Below are 20,477 nucleotides of genomic sequence, written 5' to 3'. Positions count from 1 at the left end.
AGTCAGCAATTGCATCGACCAACTGCGTCCCGCTCAAACTGATCGAACGACAGCCTTGCAGGGGCTCCATCGGTTCGGCTCTTGCTAGAGCATTTTCCGACCGGAATGAATCGGGTGGGGATTCCCAAAACGGCGCGAGTCAGATTCAAGCTGCATGCTGGCGAGGGAGGCCAGCATGTATGGCCAGGGCGCTTTCGGTTGATCTTCGTCAAAGGGTGATAGCCGCGATTGACGGTGGCATGTCCTGTCGACAGGCTGCTGAGCGCTTTGGTGTCAGCGCGGCCAGTGCGATCCGCTGGCGCGGTCGCCTCAAGGAAGTTGGCGACATCGTTCCTAAACGCCAGGGCGGTGACCGCAAATCGCAGCGCATCGAAGCGCATTCGCAATTGATTCTGGAGGCAGTGACAGCGAAGCCGGATATCACGCTCGCCGAGTTGCGAGAACTGTTGAAACGTCGTGGAATATCGACTGGCATCGCGTCGCTCTGGCGTTTTTTCCAGCGCAGAAAGATCACACTTAAAAAAAGACAGCGCACGCCGCCGAGCAACGGCGCGGCGATATAAATGCCGCGCGTGAGGAGTGGTTCGAAGGGCAAATCGATCTTGACCCTGAGCGTCTCGTCTTCATCGACGAAACCAGCGCCAACACCAAAATGGCGCGGCTTTACGGCCGCTCGCCACGCGGCGAGCGATGTCGTGCAGCTATCCCACACGGACATTGGAAGACGACGACATTCACCGCTGGATTGCGCTCCGACGGTCTGATCGCGCCGCTTGTTCTGGACGGTCCAATGGATGGCGACGCTTTCCTGGCCTACGTCGAGCAATTGCTCGCCCCATCGCTGCGGCCGGGCGATACCGTTATCATGGACAACTTGCCCGCTCACAAGGTCCATGGCGTTCGAGAGGCCATCCGGGCGGTCGGAGCAAGCCTGCTCTATCTTCCGCCCTACAGTCCAGACTTCAACCCGATCGAAATGGCCTTCTCTAAACTGAAAGCCCTGTTGCGGGCCGCCGCAGCGCGCACCATGCCCGATCGCTGGCAAGCAATCGCCAACGCTCTCAAGCGCTTCTCACCCGAGGAATGCCAAAATTATCTCGTCGCGGCTGGTTACGACGCAACGTGATCGGAAAATGCTCTAGCGCCGCGGCGTTGTGTGTCCTTTTACAAAGCTCTGCTTTTTCACGGCAATGCGTCGCGGGGGCTTTTTTATTTCTTGCAGACTTTTGAAACACACGCCTTTTCGTAGCTTGCAATAAAGGCTTACATCAACACGCGCTTCAACATAGGTCTCGCAGTTGGCGCATGGCGACGTTTCCTTTTTCGTGAAGATCAAGCGACGAGGAACCATTTTCACCCCGAGGTTACCATACCTTCTTGCCGGTCGACCGCGAACGTTCCTAATTCGCAGGATGCAGTCCGTATTTTTCCCCTAGACGAGTTTTCATCCAGCTGAGCACTTCATCGGCGGGCCATTGGCCAATAAGCGATTGCCACGAAAGCCGCCTTAGTGTGCCTGCATTCTGAATTGCGCCAGATGCAGCTAACCACTGGTGGTCTCCCCAGCCACCGGGCAACATGGCCGGGTTTCGCTGATCATACATTAAAAGCGCGTGCCCCCTGCTCTCATCGAAACCACCATCGCCTGCTACGCCGACAGCCAGAATGTTGCGAGCAATTTGATAAGTATCTCTCAGTGGGCAGTTGATGTAATCGACATTCGGAGCCCATCCGAATGCGCCTTCCGTGTATCGCCAATAGTTGATGTTCAATTCAGTCAATGCACATCGATGCTCGCGTCCTCGCTGTTTGGTATAGCTGCCGTCGCAGAATTGTTCTTCAAAATTCTTGTCAGCTTTCTTCAAACGAGTGCGCGAACAGGTCCCAAATTCGGTCTCCGCCAGCTTGCATTCGATAGCCACGCGGTATGGTCCTTCGAACCAAACGTCAACAGACGTAACCCTCTCACCCACCTCGCCAAGCGAGGTCACACCTTTTTCGAATTCGAGATGGGATCGATTAGGCAATGGTCCGAACGCCAGTCTACCGTCCTCCGCCCTGACAGCCGCTAACAACGGCAGCCGCCCTAAAACCTCAATCACACCAAATACGGATTGTGCCAGAGCTTGAGAACTCTGCATGCTCCCAAAATGCCGATGGCGCTTTGAGGTAGGTATTTTCGCAACAACCCCCTGCCGGTTCGCTGCGCTGCACGGCGGGATAAGCAAGTTGTTTTCCCTATGCTGCTTCGTGAAGACAACTGCACCGCCTGGAGGTCGCGGCTCGAACCAATCTAAATGGTCGGAGAAGTAAGCGCTTCGGTAAGCCGCGAAACTTCTTCTGAGATCAGTCTGATAGGATTTCGAGGCGTCGCCCATTTGATGGTTCTCACTAGATTGTCGAACAATTCACCTTGATTGCCCCGATTATGAGACGTTTGCACAAGGATGACGGAAACTAAGGTCGATAGCCATCTTTGGAAAGATCGCGGGTGGTCAGCAGCCGCTGTCACATCGGTGCGCTACGGGATGAGGCCGCCATAAAGGCTCTCGCATAGTTGGGCGCACCCATGCCAACCCAAGCTAAAGCCCGTCAGTACGAGATTTTTTCAGCCATCCAATCCTACAGCCGACCTGAAAATAAGGGAGCCAGGACGAATTCGCCTCGGTGTAGGCGCCGTTGAGGGCTCAACTTCAAGGCGGGTCGGACTTTTCCCCGTGGCGCAGCTCAATCGGCTATGTCGCTGAGGGCTGATGAATTTGAACGATGGACCGCATTGCCGCCGAAAACCCGCTGCCCTGGCGGACAAATTTGGCGGCATTGGGTGGGACAAAGTCGAAAAAACATGATGGGAAACAATAGAACGAATGCTTGTCCCACTTCGACCTAAGAGATTGATATCCAATGGTTCCTGCAACCCGCCCCTGGGCACCATTCTCCTCGCAGCAGTTCTGACCAGTCCAACAGCGCATTCGGACGATCCGGAACGCGAGACGGAAACTTAGCTGGCTGCCACCCGTTTGCAGTGGCGGACATCTTGATTCCGGCGTCGCAATTTGGCGCCCTATCGTAGAGGCAATCCCACGCCTGAAGGACGTTGCGACGTGGCCAGGAAATTCAAAGTCGGCGATTACGTCAGCTGGAATTCCGAGGCCGGACGGGTCTCGGGCACCATCATCGCGGTTCACACCAGCGATTTTGATTACAAGGGGCACATGCACCGCGCCTCGGAGGCCGATCCGCAATACGAGATCAAGAGCGACAAGACCGATCACGTCGCGGCCCACAAGGGCAGCGCGCTCCATCATGCCTAGCAAAGGCGTGGCGTTTCCGTTCTTCACGATCGGCCATTCCAACCGCGCCCTCGAGGATTTCATCGTCCTCCTCACCGCGGCCAAGATCGATCGTGTCGTCGACATCAGAACGGTGCCGAGGTCGAGGACCAATCCGCAGTTCAACAAGGATACGTTGCCAAAACCGCTGACGGTGGTCGGCATCTCGTATGAGCATCTGGCCGATCTCGGCGGGCTCCGCGGTAAGGCGCAGACCGTGCCGCCTTCGGTCAACGGGTTCTGGAGCAACGAGAGCTTTCACAACTACGCCGACTATGCGCTGTCGCCGCAGTTTCAAGCGAGCCTGCAGCATCTGCGCGACGAGGGCCACCGGCAACGCTGCGCGATCATGTGCTCTGAAGCCGTGTGGTGGCGCTGCCACCGCCGCATCGTCGCCGACTATCTCATTGCGTCAGGAGAAGCCGTCGTCCACATCATGGGGGAGGGCCGGCTGGAGCCCGCCCGCCTCACCGAAGGCGCCGTGGTGCAGAGCGACCGCACCGTGGTCTATCCCGCTACTGGTCAACTGGATTTATGAGAGGGGGTGCGAAGGCCTGCGGCCGCCGCACCATTGCCGCGCGCCGCCTTACCCCCCCACTCCGCTTCCAGTACCCCGTGCCGAGCTTGCCGGTAATCACCGCCGTCGTATCGCGCACCTCGTAGGAGCCGCCGTCGCTGTAATTCTTCAGCCCCCGCAGCGCGTGCAGCGTCCAGCGGCCGTTGGCGAAGCTGACGGTGCCTTCATGCGGGCGCGCGGAGCGGGCGGGCTCGGCGTGGAATTTGTAAGCACCGCCGGCCATGATCTGCCAGATCCAGCGCGACCGGCCGCGGCCATCAGGCACCATGATCTCCCAGGTGCCGACCAGCGCGGGATCGATCGCACCGGCTGACGCCGCTGATGGCGCCGACAATGCCGGAGCCGCGGCTGCCGGCGCGGCGTTCGCCTGTTTCGCGGCCGCGCTCTCGGCCGGCGGCGCGCCTGCCAGATAGATCGCCTTGCGCGACAGCGAGCCGTAGACGAAGGGCTGCTGCTCGTTGCGCGTCGCCTCCATCACGTCGTCGCGGACGTTGCGGAACATGAAGGTGACCTCGACGCCCGGCGCCTCGATGTTGCTCAGCAGCGCCGCAGCGAACGGGCTGTTGCGTCCGTCGCCGTCGAGCGCGGTGGTGCCGTCGCGCGCGGCATAGGCGACCAGCACGTTGCCGACCGGCTCGATGCGGCCGAGCCCGCTGCCCGCTGTGGCGCGCGCCGCGAGCGAGCGGCTCATCTTCGCCGCGAACGGATTGTTGCGGCAGGCGTCGAGGATGACGAGGCCGAGGCTTGTGGTGTTGGAGACCTGCAGCATCACGCTCTGCAGGCTGATGGCTTCATTGGCGGCGTCGGTATCGCGCTTCAGCTCGGCATCCACAGGGATCAGCCAGTTGTCGCCGTTGATCTCCATGCCGTGGCCGGCGAAGTACACCGCCGCCATGTCGGCGCCGGCGGCCGCGCGCCCGAACGCGATCAGGCCGCGCCGCATCTCGTCGAAGCGGCCATTCGTGATCAGGGTGACGGCGAAGCCGAGGCGCTTCAACGCCGCCGCGACATCGCCGGCGTCACTTGGCGGATTGGACAGCGCCGGCACGCTTGTATAGGCGCCGTTGCCGATCACCAGCGCCACCCGCTTGCCGTCGGCCCGAGCCGGCGCTGACGCGAGGCCCGCCAGCACGGCGGTGACGGCCAGTCCCGAAACAAACGCGCGGCGGTTCATGTTGGACCCGATCGGAGGCGACGGGTCCATGGTATCGCAGGGCGCGCGGGCCAGCCACGGAAATGGCTGCGCGATCAGGCCGCCTGCTTCGGCGTCCAGACGCCGGCCGGTACCGGCTCGGCCGGCAGCAGATTGGCGCCGGCGGCGCCCGCGATCGACCGCGTGATCTCGTGGATCTCCTGCACCGACCGCTGCATCGAGAAGCGTGGATAGAGCTCGCGCATCGTGGTGGCGGTCGCGGCCTGCGCCGCGGCGGGATCTGCCAGCACCGCCTCGACGGCGGCGGCGACGCTTGCCGTGTCCTGGCCGAAGGTGAAGCGGGCGAGATGCGGCATCTCGGTGGCCGAGAAGCGGTTGGCATCGAACACCGGCACGGTGCCGGCACCGAGCGCGAAGAACACCCGGTCATGCACCGACAGGTCGATATTCGGATTGAGCGAGACCGCGGCGAGATAGTTGCCGAGGCCTTCGCGCATCGCATCGAAGGTCATCGCGCCGAGCACGCGGGCCGGACGTCCGGCGACGTCGAGATCACTCCAGCCGCCGCCGATGAAGTCGACCGGATAGTCGGCGAGCACGGCGCCCACCTCGCGGGTGCGCACCCCTCTCGTGTAATTGTCGAGCCGGGTCAGGATCACGTTGAACAGGTCGCCGCCCGGCTTCAGATAGACGAGGTGCTGCTCGGCCACGTCGACGATGATTTTGGGAAACCCGCCACAGGTCTTGCCGCGCGCCTCGGCGATCGCATCGAACAGCAGGCCGAACAGTTTTGGCGGCATCGTCTTGCGCCAGCCGTGTTCGAGCGCCAGCGGATTCCAGCCCGACTTGGCGAAGATCAGCCGGCCGTTGCGCTGCTCGGGCGGCAGGCCGCCGAAGAAGCCGGGATCGGGGATGCCCATATGGGTCGCGAAAACAGCGCCATTGGCGCCCAGATGATCGCGGTTGAAGGCGGCGTGGTCCGGAAACACGTAGCCGTGCGCGGTATAGCGGCTCTCGAGCCCGTGCCGCTTGGCAAAATAGCAGGGGTGGTCGCAGAACCAGGTGAAGACGGGGATCTGGGCGACGTCCCAGAACAGCTTGCCGTCCTTGGTGTGGATGTCGAGCCCGATGCCGGAGAAGCCGAGCGCCATCGTCTCCGTCCGCCGCGGCAGCAGGGCGTTGAGCCGGGCCGAGAAATCCGGCGCCAGCAGGTCGTTGTTGCTGGAATAGAGAACGCAGATCACGGACATGAGGCCCCCGCGTATGATGTTGTTGCTGCGCGCGGACTTAATCGATCGCCTCGCATGCTCCTCGTTGAACGGCCGAGCCGGCCGTTCCGGGCTCGGAATTATCCTGGCGCCGCGATTTATTTCGCCGGAATGGCCATGCCGCAGCGTTGAAGCTCCGTCGGGGCGCCGTTGCGATCCGACGGACAGGGGCGGGGATCACATGCAGCTTGATGGCTTCGACGTCGTCGTGGTGGGCGCGGGCGTCTTCGGCGCCGTGATCGCCGAGCAGGTCGCGAACAGGCTCGGCCGCTCCGTCTGCGTGCTCGACCGCCGTCCGCATATCGGCGGCAATGCCTATTCGGAGGTCGATCCGGACAGCGGCATCGAGGTGCACCGCTACGGCACCCATATCTTCCACACCAATTCGGAGGCCGTCTGGCGCTATCTGCAGCGCTTCACCGGGTTCACCGACTATCGCCACCGCGTCTTCACGGTGGCGAGCGGCCGGGTCTATTCGATGCCGATCAACCTTGCCACCGTGTGTGCCGCGTTCGGCCGGATCATGTCGCCCGGCGAGGCGCGCGCCGCGATCGCGGCGGAGGCCGCAGCGCACGGCGCCTCCGGCATCGGCAATCTCGAGGACAAGGCGATCGCCTCGGTCGGCCGCACGCTCTACGACCTCCTGATCCGCGGCTATACGCAGAAGCAATGGCAGACCGATCCGCGCGAGCTCTCGGCCGACATCATCGGCCGGCTGCCGGTCCGCTTCACATTCGATGACCGCTACTTTGCCGACCGTTACGAGGGCATGCCGGTGGACGGCTACACCGCGATCTTCCGCCGGATGCTCGATCATCCCAAGGTCGCGGTCCGGCTCGGTGTCGACTATTTCGACGTCGCCGACCGCATCAAGGCGCGGCAGCTCGTGGTCTATACCGGACCGATCGACCGCTTCTTCGGCTATGCCTGCGGCCATCTCGGTTGGCGCACCGTCGACTTCGCGCGCGAGGTGCACGACGTCGCCGATTTCCAGGGCGCCGCCGTCATCAACTATGCCGACGCCGAGGTGCCGTTCACCCGCATCCACGAGTTCAGGCATCTGCATCCGGAGCGCGCGCACGCGCAAGCGCGGACGACGATCTACCGGGAATATTCTCGCTTCGCCGGCCGCAACGACGAGCCCTATTACCCGATCAACACTGCCGCCGACCGCGCCATGCTCGCCGCCTACCACGGCATGACGGCATCGCATCCGAACGTCATCTTCGGCGGCCGGCTCGGCTCCTACAAATATCTCGACATGCACCAGGCGATCGGCGCCGCGCTGAAGACGTTCGAGCACGAGGTCGAGCCGCGCCTCGGCAGCGGAGGCATGCAACCCGGCGACGTGGCCGCGCGTCGCCACGCCTTGTCGCCCTTGCCGGCGTAATCTAAGCCCTCCGGGTGCGGGCCGCGAACGTCATAACAATCGCCCGCAGTCCCCGGTGAGGAAACAATGAGAAAAACCGTTATCGCCGCGGCTGTCGCCGCAACGAGTCTTGCTTTCAACATCGCCCACGCCGCGCCGCTGCCCGAGATAAAGCCCGACCAGGCCGGGTTCTCGAAAGCGGGGCTGGCGCGGCTCGACGATTTCTTCGCGCGCGAGATCGCGGCCAAGCGGGTGCCCGGTGCCGTGGTGGCGATCGCGCGCGACGGCAAGCTCGTGCACTACAAGGCCTATGGTCAGCTTGATCCGGTCAAGGGCACGCCGATGCCGATCGATGCGGTGTTCGCGCTGGCATCGATGACCAAGCCGATGGCGGCGGTCGCCGGCCTGACGCTGATGGAGCAGGGCCGGCTGCCGCTGCAGGCGAAGGTCGCCGAGTACTATCCGGCATTTGCCGACATGAAGGTCGGTGTGCCCAGGAGGACGGCTCGCTGAAGATGGAGCCGCAGGCCCGGCCGATCCTCATCCATGATCTCTATCGCCATACCTCGGGCCTGATGTATGGCGGCGGCCCCGACAGTTCGAGCGCGCTGGCGCGGCTCTATCCCGAAGGTACGGCGCCGGCGGTCGAGGGCGACACGGCGGCCTTTATCGATCGCATCACCAAGCTGCCTCTGGTGCATCAGCCCGGCACCGAGTTCGAATACGGCTTCTCGATCGACGTGCTCGGCGCCGTGGTCGAGAAGGTCTCGGGCGAGCGGCTCGGCGATTATCTCAAGGCCAAGGTGTGGACACCGCTCGGCATGAAGGATGCGACGTTCCACCTGACCGACGCCCAGCGCGCGCGGCTGGCGCGGCCGTTCGCCAACGACCCGCTCACCGGCAAGCCGCAATCGATCAGGGTGCTCGACGCACCGATCAAGTTCGACTGCGGCGGCGCCTGCTCGTTCGCCACCGTCGGCGACTATGTCCGCTTCGGACAGATGCTGCTCAACGGCGGCGAGCTCGACGGCCAGCGCATCCTCAGCCCCAGGACGGTGCATCACATGACGTCGAACCATCTCGGACCCGAGATCAAGAACAACGTCGCCGCGGTCGAGCCGCATCGCGGCGGCTTCGGCTTCGGGCTGTCGGTCGCGGTGCGGACCAGCGAGGGCCTGTCGTCGGTGCCGGGCAATCCCGGCGAGTTCACCTGGAACGGTGCCAACGGCACGCAGTTCTTCTGCGATCCGAAGGAGCGCCTCGTCGTGGTGGTGGGAACCGCAGCGCCCGGCGAGCTGCGCAAATATTATCGCGAGAACGTGCAGGACATCGTCTACGGCGCGATGGTGAAGTGAACCGTGACCGCAGTGTGAGATCTCTTTCAGCAAGGCATCGAGGCCCATCGCTCGGACTGAGCGATGGGCCTCGATTGGCGGTTCCGATTGAATCCCAGGCGGTTTTTTGGTTTGACGTGTTTTCTTCACGCGAACCGGGCACCTCTGCGCTCGAAACCGCCGTAGGAAGGCTCTCTCGCTTTGCCGGGACGCCGGTGTCATTCCGCCGTTTGATCGGAACGGGCGATCTCAAGCGAAAAGCCCAGCCGCGAGGGCCGGGCTGATCGGTAATATATTTCAAGTCGTGCAATGTGTGGAATAGATCGGCGATGGCTCTCCCTGTCTGTCGAAAAAGGAACACGGAACCGACTATTTGGGCACACCGCTCGTACCCAACTGCGCGGTGGAGGAATCGCGACAGCGACCGCGCAGCTCAGGAGCATCGCGGGCACAAACAAGCGGTACGCCAGGCCATCCCCGAAGGTCCATCCGCGCCCGAATGAGCAATTTGGTACAGACACCGATCAATCGACGTGTCTTGGTCTCACGAACTGTCCCAAACCTCTAGGTCAGGATGAAGATCATGGAAATCTCCAAGGAAACAAAAGCTGCCATGCGGCCCGCGCTATGGGGCGCTGCAGGCGGAGCAATTGCTCTGGCGATCGTGGGGGTCAGCTGGGGTGGCTGGGTGACGGGCGGGTCGGCCGAGACCCTCGCGAGCAACCGTGCTGCGACGGCCGTCGTCGCAGCTCTCACACCCATCTGCGTTGACAGGTTCCGACAAGCCGCCGATGCCTCGACGAACCTGGCCGAAATGAAGAAGGCGACTTATTCATTCGACCAGAGCAGGTTTGTCGAAAAAGGCGGTTGGGCCACGATGCCGGGAAGCACTGAGCCAAACTCGGCGGTTGCGAAGGCCTGTGCCGAATCGCTCGGCAGCGGCAAGGCCGCGGAGCGCCGCGGCTAATCAGGCAACCCGCGACAGGGTGAAATCCGCGCAAAGACGCGCAACTTCTCGACATGCCCGCATCTCGCGCAGTGACTCTTGCAAAGGTGGTCAAGCGCGTCGTTTTGACGCCAATTTCCCGCTGCGCGCGCCTTTCAACGGATGAACATCCTGCAGAATCTTGGTAGCATGACAGCATGCTGACGCCCAGCGAACGAGAGTGCCGTTTTGGTTAAGCCCGCGAAGGACTTGTTTGATCCCAAAACCTTCCTGGCCAAGGTTGGGGCCGGAAAATCGATTTCTAGCTTTGGCAAAGGCCAGAACGTGTTCGCGCAGGGAGATGTCGCGGACGCGGTATTCTACATTCAAGAAGGAAAGGTCAAACTCACAGTCGTTTCTGACCAAGGTAAGGAAGCCGTGGTCGGGATCCTGGAGCCGGGACAATTCTTTGGTGAGGGCTGCCTCAACGGTCATCCATTGCGGATTGCCACGACCACGGCAATGGAGGACTGCGTCATCACGCGAATATCGAAGACGGCGATGATTTCAACGCTCGAAGCCAAGCCGATGTTCTCTCAGTTGTTCATGACCTATCTGCTCGCGCGCAATAGCCGAATGGAAGAAGACCTGATCGACCAACTTTTCAATTCCAGCGAGAAGCGCTTGGCGCGCCTGCTGCTCCTGCTGGCAAATTTCGGCAAGGAAACCAGCGCGCAGCCCATTGACGTCGAGATCAGCCAGGAAACGCTGGCCGAAATGATCGGTGCGACCCGTTCAAGGGTTAGCTTCTTCATGAACAAGTTCCGCAAGCTCGGCTTCATCAGCTACAACGGAAAGATCGAAGTTCACAGCTCGCTTCTGAACGCTGTTCTGCGCGACAAGCCCGAGATAGACCGGAAAGACTGACCGCCGCGCGGCCTTGAACGGCGCCTGCAGCACGCAGTTCTTCCGCGCTGGAGGCGCAGGCGCCCGTGCATGTCCAGGCGACCGAGTGAGGAACAGCAAAAAGGCCCATCGCTCAGGCCGAGCGATGGGCCTTCAATCTTGCGTAGACTACCACTGCCGGTAGACGCCGGTCAGCGTGCCGTTGTTGTTCCCTTCAGGACCAACGTCGCCCTGGGTCGAACTCGGCGCCGGATGGTTGCCGTTCATCGCGCCGTACCGGCCCGGTTGCGCCGGTTGGTACATCACATACGGTTGAACGGTCTCGTAGCGCGGACCGCCGTAGTATCTCGCATCGGGGCTCCCATACGGATAATAGCCCTGCGCGAACGCACCTGCTGTCGTTGCAATCAGGGACGCCACGGCCAGGGTCAGTATCTTGGTCTTCCGTTGCATTCAGACTCTCCTTGCTGGTGTCCCGACCAACGACCGGCATGGAGCAGCGTTCCTGATCTGCCATGCACCCCATGAAGGTGAAGCTGCACGAGGGGGGATCAGATTTTGGTGAGGGGGCTTGGACCCTGAAGGACCGGTACGCACGTCTCTGCGCAGCAGTATGCATCCCGCGCTGGTCCGCTATGCCCTCCTGGCTATAACGGTCCACGGCCGGGCCGCGCCGCCGTGCTTCGAAAAAGCGGGGCGTTCCGCAAAAGGAAGCCCGCCACTGCGGCGGGCAAGGTCTCAGGGAGGAAAACGCTCTGACAAGGGAGCGTGTGGACAGTTTCCTCGATTCGAGGGCGGCTGCGAAGATCGTATAACTACTGTCATCAGGGCCGGCATTATGCCAATGCTCTTGCCGGTCGCAGCCGGCCGGCAAGGCGAAATAACACGGCACAAGTACAGAGGAAGTTCATGAGCACGTCAGGAGTTTTTGCCCGCGTCGTCGCGGCGATCGGTGCGGGGGCCGTGGCGTGGCGGCGGATGCAGGGCGCCGAGCCGGCGCCCGCCTGGGGCAGCGCGCCGCAGATTCCGGCGGCGAAGTCGCAGGGCGCGATCCCGACGCTGAAGATGCCGACGGCACGCGGCTGGGACAAGGGCCAGCTTCCGACCGCTGCGACCGGGCTCAAGGTTAACGCCTTTGCAGCCGGGCTCGATCATCCGCGCTGGATCAATGTGCTGCCCAATGGCGACGTGCTGATCGCCGAGGCGACGCAGATCGCCGGCACCCCGCGCAGCGTGTTCCACTATGCGATGCAAGCGGCGATGCGCCGCGCCGCCGCGCTCGGCGTCAGCGCCAACCGCATCACGCTGCTGCGTGACCGTGACGGCGACGGTGTTGCCGAAAGCCGTGGCGCCTTCATGGAAGGACTGCGCCAGCCGTTCGGCATGGCCCTGATCGGCGACACCTTCTATGTCGGCAACACCGACGGCGTGGTCGCCTTTCCCTACACCGCGGGCGCGGACCGCATCACGGCAGAGGGACGCAAGCTCGTCACCTTCAAGCCCGACGGGCATTGGACGCGCAGCCTGCTGCCGAGCGCCGACGGCAAGAAGCTCTATGCCGGCGTCGGCTCGCTCAGCAACATCGCCGAGAACGGCATGGAGGTCGAGCAAGGCCGTGCCGCGATCTACGAGCTCGATCTCGTCGCCGGCACCAGCCGCATCTTCGCCGGCGGCCTGCGCAATCCGGTCGGGATCGCGTGGGAGCCGACGACGAATGTGCTGTGGACCGTCGTCAACGAGCGCGACGGCATCGGCGACGAGACGCCGCCGGACTATCTGACCTCGGTGCGCGACGGCGGCTTTTACGGCTGGCCCTATTGCTACTGGGGTCAGACGGTGGACGATCGCGTGCCGCAGGATCCGGCGATGGTCGCCAAGGGGATCCAGCCGGACTACGCGCTCGGCGGCCACACCGCTTCGCTTGGCCTGTGCTGGATGCCCGCGGGCACGCTGCCGGGCTTCCCCGATGGCATGGTGATCGGCCTGCACGGCTCGTGGAATCGCTCGACGCTGTCTGGCTACAAGGTGGTGTTCGTGCCGTTCAGCAACGGCCGTCCCTCGGGGCCCGCGCGCGATATCCTGTCGGGCTTCCTCGCGCCCGACGAGAAGGTGTCGTACGGCCGCCCGGTCGGCGTCGCACTCGGTCCGGACCGTTCGCTGCTGGTCGCCGACGACGTCGGCAACGTGATCTGGCGCGTCACGGCGGAACGATAGGACCGTCGCCTGCCTCCTTTCGCACGGGTCCGCGGCCAATTTCGGCTGCGGCCTTGCTTGTCCTGCTCAGGTCCGGTTCGCGAACGCAGTGGGATTGATGCCATAGCGTGCCCGGAACGCGCGGCGAAAGGTGGCGTCGTCGTCAAAACCCCAGCGCGCGGCGATCAGGCCGACATGCGGCCGGCCGGCGCAAGCGCGCAATTCGGACGCACATTGCGCAAGGCGCTGGTTGCGGACGAACTGCATGACGCTCAGCCCATGCTGCGCGAACAGCTTGTGAAGATAGCGCAACGAAACGCCATGGCGGCGGGCTAGCTCACCTGGGGCCAGATCGGGATCTGCCAGTCGCGCGCGGATATCGCCGCAAATCCGCTTGAACAGCGCGGCGCTGATCTGGCTGCGGGTCGGAGATTCCGTCGAGCGCCGGTCGAGGCTTGCGGCGGCGAGTTGCGTCAGCGGCAGTGCGACGCGTTCGAACTCGTCGGCATCCATCGCCGGCGCGAGCCGTACCATGGTCTCGAGCATCCCTGCAAGAATACGCGCGGCTGCGGTGTCCGGCAGCCTGCCCAGCGGCTGGGTCTCGAGTTCGGCGATCTCAGGCGCCCAAGCCTTTCGATCCACCAGCAAAAGCGCATGTTCGAAGCTTGATGACATGTCCAGGGTGTACGGCCGGCTGTTATCGAACAGCACGATGTCGGAGGGGCCGAGTTCGCTGACAAGCCACCTTGCTCGAGGCGAGTGTTGCCCCGGACGACCTTCATGATCCCGAATTCGTGCCCACAGGCGCGCGCCGGCCGCCGCACCGCCTGGCTGCTGCCTGCCACGCGGCAAGTCTGCACCGTTGAAGCCGCATCGATGCGCAGGCGAGCGCGAAACCCCTGGCCCGAAACCGGCCGCGCCAACTCGACCTGACGGAATTGTTCGTAGATCTGCTCGCGCCAGATCGCCAGACCTCGGGGCCCGGCCACGCTCACGCATTGCACCGATTTTGTCATCACGCTCGCCCCGCTTGATCACCGCAGATCGCAGCGAACGTGGCATCAACCCGTCGGTGTGACAAATGAAATTGTGCACGCAACGCCCGCAAGCGGTACGCTGCATGCCTTGGCGCTTTTCCGTGCCGATTCTAGCCTGCGCTGTCTTCATCCTGAGCCAGCGAACCAACGCATGTCCCGTTCTCTTTTCCGATCTGCCGCTCCTTGCGCCGCCCGCCGAACCTTTGTTGCCGCTTCTCTGTTCGTCGTGCCCTGCACGATCGCGCGTGCCGAACCGGATACGGCCGGTTGCAGCGACACCAATTTCTCTCGCATGCCGGGCTTTTATATCAATGATTGCGAGCGCACGGATTTCGACCGGTTCGTGTTCGCAGAGGGCTCGGACCATGAAACTGCCGTGGAGGGGCGTAAGGCCCGGATTGCCTATGCGTTGTCCGACGGACACAAGGCGCCTTCGGCGCTGGCAGTGATTCGCAACTACCAGGCCATCATGCAGCAGAGCGGCTGGGAAATTGTCGAGAACCGCCACGATGCCGGCCTGACCGCGCGGCGCGTCCAGGGCGGAAAGGAGCAATGGGCCGAACTCGACACCAACGGCGGCGCCAACTACCAGATCATCTACGTCGACAAGGGGGAGTTGTCCCAGCAGGTGACCACCGCCGACGCCATGGCCAGCGCGCTCGACGCCGACGGCCACGTCGCGCTGCAGATCAATTTCGACACCGCCAAGTCGACGATCCGGCCAGAGTCGCAAGCCATCGTTGCGCAGATCGCAGCGCTCTTGAAAAGCCATCCCGATCTGAAGTTGCGCGTCGAGGGCCACACCGACAACACCGGTGACGCCAGATCGAACCAGGCCCTGTCGGTTGCGCGGGCCAAGTCGGTGGTCGCGGCGCTGGTGCTATCCGGAGCCGCGCCGGCGCGTTTGACTGCAGCAGGTTTCGGCCAGGACAAGCCCGTCGCCGACAACACCAGCGAAGACGGCCGCGCCCGCAACCGCCGTGTCGAATTGGTAAAGCTGTAATTGCGAACGACTGCGGCCCGGTCGGGCGTCGCGCTCGGCCTCGACGGTTGGCCACGATGTCGGCAACGTGATTGGGTGTGTGACGAGGCGTAAGTGGCGTCAGTGCGGCCTCACACGGTCCTGATCTTGCCGCCATCCATGCGCAGCACCGTGCCGGTCATCCAGCGCGCCGGCGGCGACACGGCGAACGCGATGAGGTCGGCGATCTCCTCTGCCGTGCCGAACCGCTTGATGCCGGCCTGCCTGAGGAAGCCTGCCTTCGCGGTCTCAACGTCGACCTGCCTGGCCGCCGCGGCTTTCTCCAGCATCGCAAGGCGGCGTCCGGTCATGATGGCGCCGGGCGATACGCAATTCACCTGCACGCCGTCGTCGATGCCGCGTTCGGCGAACGCTTTTGCCAATGCCTCGATCGCCGCATTGATCGTGCCCACCGCTGCCGCGCCGGCGCGCGGCAGCACGGCGGCATTGCCTGACGTGAAGACCACGGCGCCTTGCGACGCTTTCAACGCATCCCAGGCGCGGATCGTCAGCCGCCTGGCACCGTGGAATTTGAGCGCGAGCCCCGAATCCCATTGCTGGTCGGTCATCTCCAGCAAATCGATACCGGGCACGGAGCCCGCGATATTGACCAGCGCGTCGATGCGGCCGAAGCGATTCAGCGTGGCCTTGACGACTTCGTCGGCGGCATCAGGCGCGGCGAGATCGAGATCGAGCGCCAGCGGCGTGGCGCCGCCGGCCTCGATCTCCTGACCGGCCTCGCGCAGCTTCTCGCCGCTGCGTGCGACGAGGACGATGGCGGAAAAATCCCTGATGAGGCGGAGCGCGGTGGCGCGTCCGATGCCGGAGCTTGCGCCGGTCACGATGGCGACAGATGTGGTCATCTACATTTCCTTGCTAATGGATTGTGATCGGCGCGCGCGACGTCAGCGGCTTAGGAACTCGCGGATGGCTTGCGCGATCTCGGCGGCATGCGTTTCCAGCGCGAAATGGCCGGTGTCGAAGAAGCGCACCACCGCGCGCGGATTGTCGCGCTTGAAGGCTTCGGCGCCCGGCGGCAGGAAGAATGGATCGTTCTTGCCCCACACCGCGAGGAACGGCGGCTGATGGGTGCGGAAGTAATTCTGGAAGGCCGGGTAGAGCGCGACATTGCTCTTGTAGTCGCCGAACAAATCGAGCTGCACGTCGTGAGCGCCGGGCCGCGCCATGTAGTAATTGTCGAGGTTCTGTCCGTCAGGCGACACCGCCTCCGGGTCCGATGTGCCGTGGGTGTACTGCCAGCGCGTGGTGTCCGGCGTCAGGAACGCGCGCAGCGCATCGCGGTTCGCCGGCGAGGGATCCTGCCAATAGGCCTTGATCGGCGTCCAGCCGTCGCTCAGGCCCTCCTCATAGGCGTTGCCGTTCTGCGAGATGATGGCGGTGATCCGGTCCGGATGCTTGAGAGCGAGGCGGAAACCGGTCGGCGCGCCATAGTCGAACACATAGACCGCGTAGCGGTCGAAGCCGATCACCTCGGTGAAGCGGTCGATCACGCCGGCGATATTGTCGAAGGTGTAGGCGAACTTGTCGCGCGCCGGCATGTCCGACTGGCCGAAGCCGGGCAGATCAGGCGCCACGATGTGGAATTTATCCGCAAGCTGCGGGATCAGGTCGCGGAACATGTGGCCCGCGCTCGGGAAGCCGTGCAGCAGCAGCAGCTTTGGCGCGCCGGGCGATCCGGCCTCGCGATAGAACACCTTGAAGCCGTCGACATCGGCCGTGCGATATTTGATCTCGGACATCTGTCACTCCTTGTGGTCGTGATGTGGGGTGGGGTCAGGATTTGATCTGCGTCACAAGCCCGCTGATCGCCTCGGGCCTGAGGTAAAGCAGCAGCGCGCAGCACACGGTGGCGAAGCCGAGCAGCGGAATGAAAGGCGCGATGGCGGCGCCGGCCGCGAACACCAGCAGCGCCAGCAGCGTGCGGCGCTGCGTCCATGTCCGCAGCTGCTGGGAAATCATGGTCTGGTCCGCCTGCGCCAGCACCGCGCGCTCGAAGGCAAGATAGGCGAGGTCAATCACGAGGAAGATCACCGCATAGACCACCACTGGCGCCGCGGCCATTTTCGACTGCGCGACCCAAGCGGTAGCGAAGGGCAGAAGCGAGACCGCGAACAGATGGACGAAGTTCAGCCAGATCAGCCGCGGCGTCGGCTGCCGCACCAGATGCAGCAGATGGTGATGATTGACCCAGATCACGGCGATGAACATGTAGCTCGCCGCGTAGCTGATAGCGGTCGGCCACAGCGGCAGCAGGTCGGCGAACCGCGAGCCCTCCGGCGCCTTCAGTTCCAGCACCATGATCGTGATGATGACGGCGATGACGGCATCGGAAAACGCGCCGAGCCGATCGGCTGATAGAGGCTTCTCCTGCATGGCAGTGCTCCTGTCCAATCGTGCAAAGAGGTCAGTGCTCTGTAACGCTGCGGATGGCTTCCTGGATGATGTCGGCGACCAGTTTTGGCGCGGTGACGATCGGCGTGTGATCGACGGGATGTGAACGCACCACAGCCTTCATCCGAACCGCCGTGCTGCGCTGTGTCTCCGGCGCGATCATCCGGTCGTCCTCGGCGACCAGGAACCAACTCGGGATGTCCTTCCACCGCGGACGGCCGACCGGAACGGTGATGCAGGCCGGCGAGATCGGCCGCTGCACCGCCGCCAGCACCGCGAGCTCCTCGGCGCGCGCGCCCTGCGCGAAGGCCGACGCGAAGGCGGACTCCGGCAGCCAGATCAGGCCCTTGGCGTCGGGTGCAAGTTTTGGCGCGAACGGATGCGGCGGTGCGCGATAAAACACATCGGCGACGGTCTCGCCCTCGTCCGGCGCCAGCGCCGCGACATAGACCAGCGCCTTGACGCGCGGCGAACGGGTCTCGGCAATGACAGCGCCGGCATAGGCGTGGCCGGCCAACACGATCGGTCCCTCGACGCGGTCGAGCGTGCGGTTCAGTGCGGCGACGTCGTCTGCAAGCGAAGTCAGCGGCAGCGGCGTCGCCACCGCAGTGATGCCTTCGGCATCCAGCGCCGTGATCACCCGCGCCCAGCTTGAACCGTCGGCCCACGCGCCATGGGCGAGCACCACGCTGACATCCTTGCTCGACATTGTTCGCTCCTGATGCAATAACCGTCTAAATGCTATTTGACGGGTTACGTCGCTTATGGTTCAATGCTAGTAACTTGTCAATGGGCATTAATCAGGTTATTTGCGGCGAGGTCGAAAAGCCGCCAGGAGGGCGTCACCGTGCAATCCCATCCGCCCGCGATGTTCATCGCCGATAGCCTGGGGCTCGATTTCATCAATTCGATCGCGACCCCCGTCGATACGCCGGTGGACTGGATCGCTGATGGCGACGGCCTGTTGCGCTGGCTGGCGCAGGCGAAACTGGTGCCGTCAGATGTGCTCGATGAGCTCGGCGCACGCGCGACCGCGGGTGAGCTCGACGACGTCGCCGGTCAGGCCCGCGATCTGCGCGAATGGTTCCGCGGCTTCGTCCGCAAGCATATGGGCCGGCCGCTGACGCCGCGGGCGCTCAAGGAGTTGGAGCCGCTGAACCGGCTGCTCGAAAGCGATCAGGCGTTCAGCCGCATCGTGCCGCATCACTACGACGAGCACGACGGTTTCGCGCTGGAGCGGACGCGGCGCTGGCGCTCGGCGGAGTCGTTGCTGCTGCCGATCGGCGAGGCGATGGCCAGGGTCGTCTGCGAGGAGAGCTTTACCGACATCAAGGCCTGCGAGGGCCCGGCCTGCACGCTGATGTTCGCCGATCACACGCGGGCGCGTGCGCGCCGCTGGTGCAGCATGGCGATCTGCGGCAATCGCGCCAAGCAGGCCGCGCATCGCAACCGGATCAAGGACAGGGGCTGAGAACCAGAGCATGATCCGGAAAAGTGTGCAGCGGTTTTCCGAAGAGATCATGCTCAAAACAAAAAACAGGAGACCAACCAAATGGCACTTCCCCTGATCGTGTTCGACGTCAACGAGACCCTGCTCGACCTCGAGACCATGGAGCCGGTGTTCGCGCGCATCTTCAATGACAAGAGCGCGATGCGGCTGTGGTTTGCGAATTTCATCATGTATTCGGCCTCGCTCACGGTGGCGGGCTGCTACGTGCCCTTCACCGACATCGGCGCCGCGGTCATGAAGATGCTGGCGGATACGCGCGGCATCAGGATCGACGAGTCCGACAAGAAGGAACTGACGGAGAAATTCTCCACCATGCCGCCGCACGCCGAAGTGCCGGCGGCGCTGCGCAAGCTGCGCGCCGCAGGCTTCCGCCTGTTCACACTGACCGACAATCTCTTGGAGGTGCAGACCCGTCAGCTGACGCATGGCGGCATCGTCGACCTGTTCGAGCGGCGCTTTTCGGCCAATGGCGTCAAGCATCACAAGCCGTCGCGGCAGGCCTATGGTTATGTCGAGAGGGAGCTTGGGGCAAAGCCTTCGGGAGTTCTGCCTGATCGCATGCCACACCTGGGACACGCTCGGCGCGGTGGCCGCCGGTTGGGAGGCTGCGCTGATCAGGCGCCCCGGCAATGATGTGCTCGGCGTCGGCCCGCAGCCGCAGGTCGTGGGTGACGATCTCAACGATGTCGCCGACCAGCTGATCCGCCGTTACGGCGCGAAAGGGTAACGGCCCCTGACGGATCGAGCGCTGGAGGGACGGTCAAAATCCCCTCCAGGCCGATCACTCGGAAGCGCATAAAACCGGAATGAAATCCATAGCGCTTTTCAACCATGCCCCTTGAGCCTTCCTCAACTTCCGCGGCCGATGCTTGCAGCGCCAAAGGGATCGACAAGGAGCTCAGAGCATGCCGGCCAAGGCACGAACAACCGGACGAGCGTCCGCGACCAACGCCACCGCTAAATCGCGCGAGGATATCCTTAACGCGCGGGCCATCAGCACGCTGGGCGCCGGCGTCGTCAACGCGATGAGCGCGGTCGGCGCCGCCGTCATCAAGAAGCACAGGCCGGCGCTCGGCAAGAGCCGGATTGGTTCTGGCACATGTTCGCGAAATGCGAGGCCAAGGCCGCCCGCATCGCCGAGCAGGCCGCGCGCGATCCGGAGGCCTGCGGCGATGCCACCTTCATCGAGGTCTACGCCGCGCAATTGCCGAAGCTGATGGCCGCGGCGCTGGAGAGCCACGAGAAGGCGCTCAAGGGGAAGTAACGGAGCGTCGAGAAGAGGCTGACAACGGAGATCGTCCCGTTGTCGTTCCCACCTGCGTTGCCGCGCAGGGCAGCCATGCACGCTGAAACCATGTCTCACCGCCGTTCGTATCCGAACGGTGGCGGAGGTCCGCGGCCGCGGGCTTCCGGATTTTTTCAATCCGGGGCGTTGGATGG

20 protein-coding genes and 1 pseudogene are annotated in these 20,477 nt (G+C 63.5%); 12 read left to right on the top strand and 9 right to left on the bottom strand.

Annotation, left to right across the window (positions count from 1 at the left end):
* Window positions 1–179: 179 nt before the first annotated feature.
* A protein-coding gene (locus HAP54_RS06230) for an IS630 family transposase (RefSeq protein ID WP_166296443.1) occupies window positions 180–1,126 on the top strand; the annotation gives its coding sequence in 2 pieces (ribosomal slippage) (window positions 180–519 and window positions 519–1,126; 948 coding nt in all).
* 274 nt (window positions 1,127–1,400) lie between these two features.
* Here HAP54_RS06230 and HAP54_RS06225 read toward each other — a convergent pair.
* Complete coding sequence (locus HAP54_RS06225) at window positions 1,401–2,378, bottom strand: PGN_0703 family putative restriction endonuclease (RefSeq protein WP_166299109.1); 978 nt, start codon at window positions 2,376–2,378, stop codon at window positions 1,401–1,403.
* Between the two features lie 726 nt (window positions 2,379–3,104).
* Here HAP54_RS06225 and HAP54_RS06220 point away from each other — a divergent pair.
* Together HAP54_RS06220 and HAP54_RS06215 are read left to right on the top strand one after the other, a co-directional pair.
* Window positions 3,105–3,314: a DUF2945 domain-containing protein gene (locus HAP54_RS06220; protein WP_166299108.1), complete on the top strand. Its 210-nt coding sequence runs from the start codon at window positions 3,105–3,107 to the stop codon at window positions 3,312–3,314.
* The gene (locus HAP54_RS06215; protein ID WP_166299107.1) at window positions 3,307–3,870 is read left to right on the top strand and encodes a DUF488 family protein; all 564 of its coding nucleotides are present in this window, start codon (window positions 3,307–3,309) and stop codon (window positions 3,868–3,870) included. The genes HAP54_RS06220 and HAP54_RS06215 overlap by 8 nt, the downstream gene beginning before the upstream one ends.
* Here HAP54_RS06215 and HAP54_RS06210 read toward each other — a convergent pair.
* Together HAP54_RS06210 and HAP54_RS06205 are read right to left on the bottom strand one after the other, a co-directional pair.
* Entirely contained in the window at window positions 3,848–5,083 is a 1,236-nt protein-coding gene (locus HAP54_RS06210; protein ID WP_166299106.1) for a caspase family protein, read from the bottom strand. The two genes, HAP54_RS06215 and HAP54_RS06210, sit on opposite strands and share 23 nt — an antisense overlap.
* Before the next feature lie 74 nt (window positions 5,084–5,157).
* Entirely contained in the window at window positions 5,158–6,312 is a 1,155-nt protein-coding gene (locus tag HAP54_RS06205) for a hypothetical protein (RefSeq protein ID WP_166299105.1), read from the bottom strand.
* A gap of 199 nt (window positions 6,313–6,511) precedes the next feature.
* Here HAP54_RS06205 and glf point away from each other — a divergent pair, with 199 nt between their 5' ends.
* The 4 genes and pseudogenes from glf to HAP54_RS06185 all read left to right on the top strand — a co-directional run bounded on the left by glf (window position 6,512) and on the right by HAP54_RS06185 (window position 10,885).
* Window positions 6,512–7,720, top strand: coding sequence for a UDP-galactopyranose mutase (gene glf, locus HAP54_RS06200; protein ID WP_166299104.1), 1,209 nt, complete (start codon window positions 6,512–6,514; stop codon window positions 7,718–7,720).
* Between the two features lie 66 nt (window positions 7,721–7,786).
* Window positions 7,787–9,054 (top strand): annotated as a pseudogene (locus HAP54_RS06195) (serine hydrolase domain-containing protein).
* Between the two features lie 562 nt (window positions 9,055–9,616).
* On the top strand, window positions 9,617–10,000 hold the full coding sequence (locus tag HAP54_RS06190; protein ID WP_166307466.1) for a hypothetical protein: 384 nt from the start codon (window positions 9,617–9,619) through the stop codon (window positions 9,998–10,000).
* Between the two features lie 207 nt (window positions 10,001–10,207).
* Window positions 10,208–10,885 carry a Crp/Fnr family transcriptional regulator gene (locus HAP54_RS06185; protein WP_029079813.1) on the top strand — a complete coding sequence of 226 codons (678 nt, stop codon included), beginning with the start codon at window positions 10,208–10,210 and terminating at the stop codon, window positions 10,883–10,885.
* Window positions 10,886–11,032: 147 nt separating this feature from the next.
* Here HAP54_RS06185 and HAP54_RS06180 read toward each other — a convergent pair whose 3' ends face one another.
* A complete protein-coding gene (locus tag HAP54_RS06180) occupies window positions 11,033–11,317 on the bottom strand; it encodes a hypothetical protein (RefSeq protein ID WP_166299103.1) in 285 nt (94 codons plus the stop codon).
* A gap of 456 nt (window positions 11,318–11,773) precedes the next feature.
* Here HAP54_RS06180 and HAP54_RS06175 point away from each other — a divergent pair, with 456 nt between their 5' ends.
* Complete coding sequence (locus HAP54_RS06175) at window positions 11,774–13,078, top strand: PQQ-dependent sugar dehydrogenase (protein ID WP_166299102.1); 1,305 nt, start codon at window positions 11,774–11,776, stop codon at window positions 13,076–13,078.
* Window positions 13,079–13,144: 66 nt separating this feature from the next.
* Here the strand turns inward: HAP54_RS06175 and HAP54_RS06170 are convergent, their stop codons facing one another.
* Window positions 13,145–13,768: a helix-turn-helix domain-containing protein gene (locus HAP54_RS06170; protein ID WP_166299101.1), complete on the bottom strand. Its 624-nt coding sequence runs from the start codon at window positions 13,766–13,768 to the stop codon at window positions 13,145–13,147.
* Window positions 13,769–14,245: 477 nt separating this feature from the next.
* Here HAP54_RS06170 and HAP54_RS06165 point away from each other — a divergent pair, with 477 nt between their 5' ends.
* Window positions 14,246–15,097, top strand: coding sequence for an OmpA family protein (locus HAP54_RS06165; protein WP_166299100.1), 852 nt, complete (start codon window positions 14,246–14,248; stop codon window positions 15,095–15,097).
* Window positions 15,098–15,207: 110 nt separating this feature from the next.
* Here the strand turns inward: HAP54_RS06165 and HAP54_RS06160 are convergent, their stop codons facing one another.
* From HAP54_RS06160 to HAP54_RS06145, 4 genes are read right to left on the bottom strand one after another with little or no spacing between them, the layout of a single operon-like run.
* Window positions 15,208–15,978, bottom strand: a complete 771-nt coding sequence (locus tag HAP54_RS06160; RefSeq protein ID WP_166299099.1) for an SDR family oxidoreductase — start codon at window positions 15,976–15,978, stop codon at window positions 15,208–15,210.
* A gap of 42 nt (window positions 15,979–16,020) precedes the next feature.
* Window positions 16,021–16,875, bottom strand: coding sequence for an alpha/beta fold hydrolase (locus tag HAP54_RS06155; RefSeq protein WP_166299098.1), 855 nt, complete (start codon window positions 16,873–16,875; stop codon window positions 16,021–16,023).
* A 34-nt stretch (window positions 16,876–16,909) separates the two neighbouring features.
* Entirely contained in the window at window positions 16,910–17,509 is a 600-nt protein-coding gene (locus tag HAP54_RS06150) for a TMEM175 family protein (protein ID WP_166299097.1), read from the bottom strand.
* Window positions 17,510–17,540: 31 nt separating this feature from the next.
* Window positions 17,541–18,236, bottom strand: a complete 696-nt coding sequence (locus HAP54_RS06145; RefSeq protein WP_166299096.1) for an alpha/beta fold hydrolase — start codon at window positions 18,234–18,236, stop codon at window positions 17,541–17,543.
* 159 nt (window positions 18,237–18,395) lie between these two features.
* Here HAP54_RS06145 and HAP54_RS06140 point away from each other — a divergent pair, with 159 nt between their 5' ends.
* The 3 genes from HAP54_RS06140 (at window position 18,396) to HAP54_RS06130 (ending at window position 20,301) form a co-directional block, all read left to right on the top strand.
* A complete protein-coding gene (locus HAP54_RS06140; RefSeq protein WP_166307463.1) occupies window positions 18,396–18,998 on the top strand; it encodes a CGNR zinc finger domain-containing protein in 603 nt (200 codons plus the stop codon).
* Between the two features lie 81 nt (window positions 18,999–19,079).
* Window positions 19,080–19,670, top strand: a complete 591-nt coding sequence (locus tag HAP54_RS06135) for an HAD family hydrolase (RefSeq protein WP_210297555.1) — start codon at window positions 19,080–19,082, stop codon at window positions 19,668–19,670.
* Between the two features lie 466 nt (window positions 19,671–20,136).
* Window positions 20,137–20,301, top strand: a complete 165-nt coding sequence (locus HAP54_RS06130) for a hypothetical protein (protein ID WP_224741367.1) — start codon at window positions 20,137–20,139, stop codon at window positions 20,299–20,301.
* Window positions 20,302–20,477 lie beyond the last annotated feature (176 nt).

It is taken from the genome of Bradyrhizobium sp. 2S1 (genome assembly GCF_011516625.5).
Classification (GTDB): Bacteria; Pseudomonadota; Alphaproteobacteria; order Rhizobiales; family Xanthobacteraceae; genus Bradyrhizobium; species Bradyrhizobium septentrionale.
Note: the sequence above shows the minus strand (reverse complement) of the source record. Positions and strands in the feature narration are given on the sequence as shown.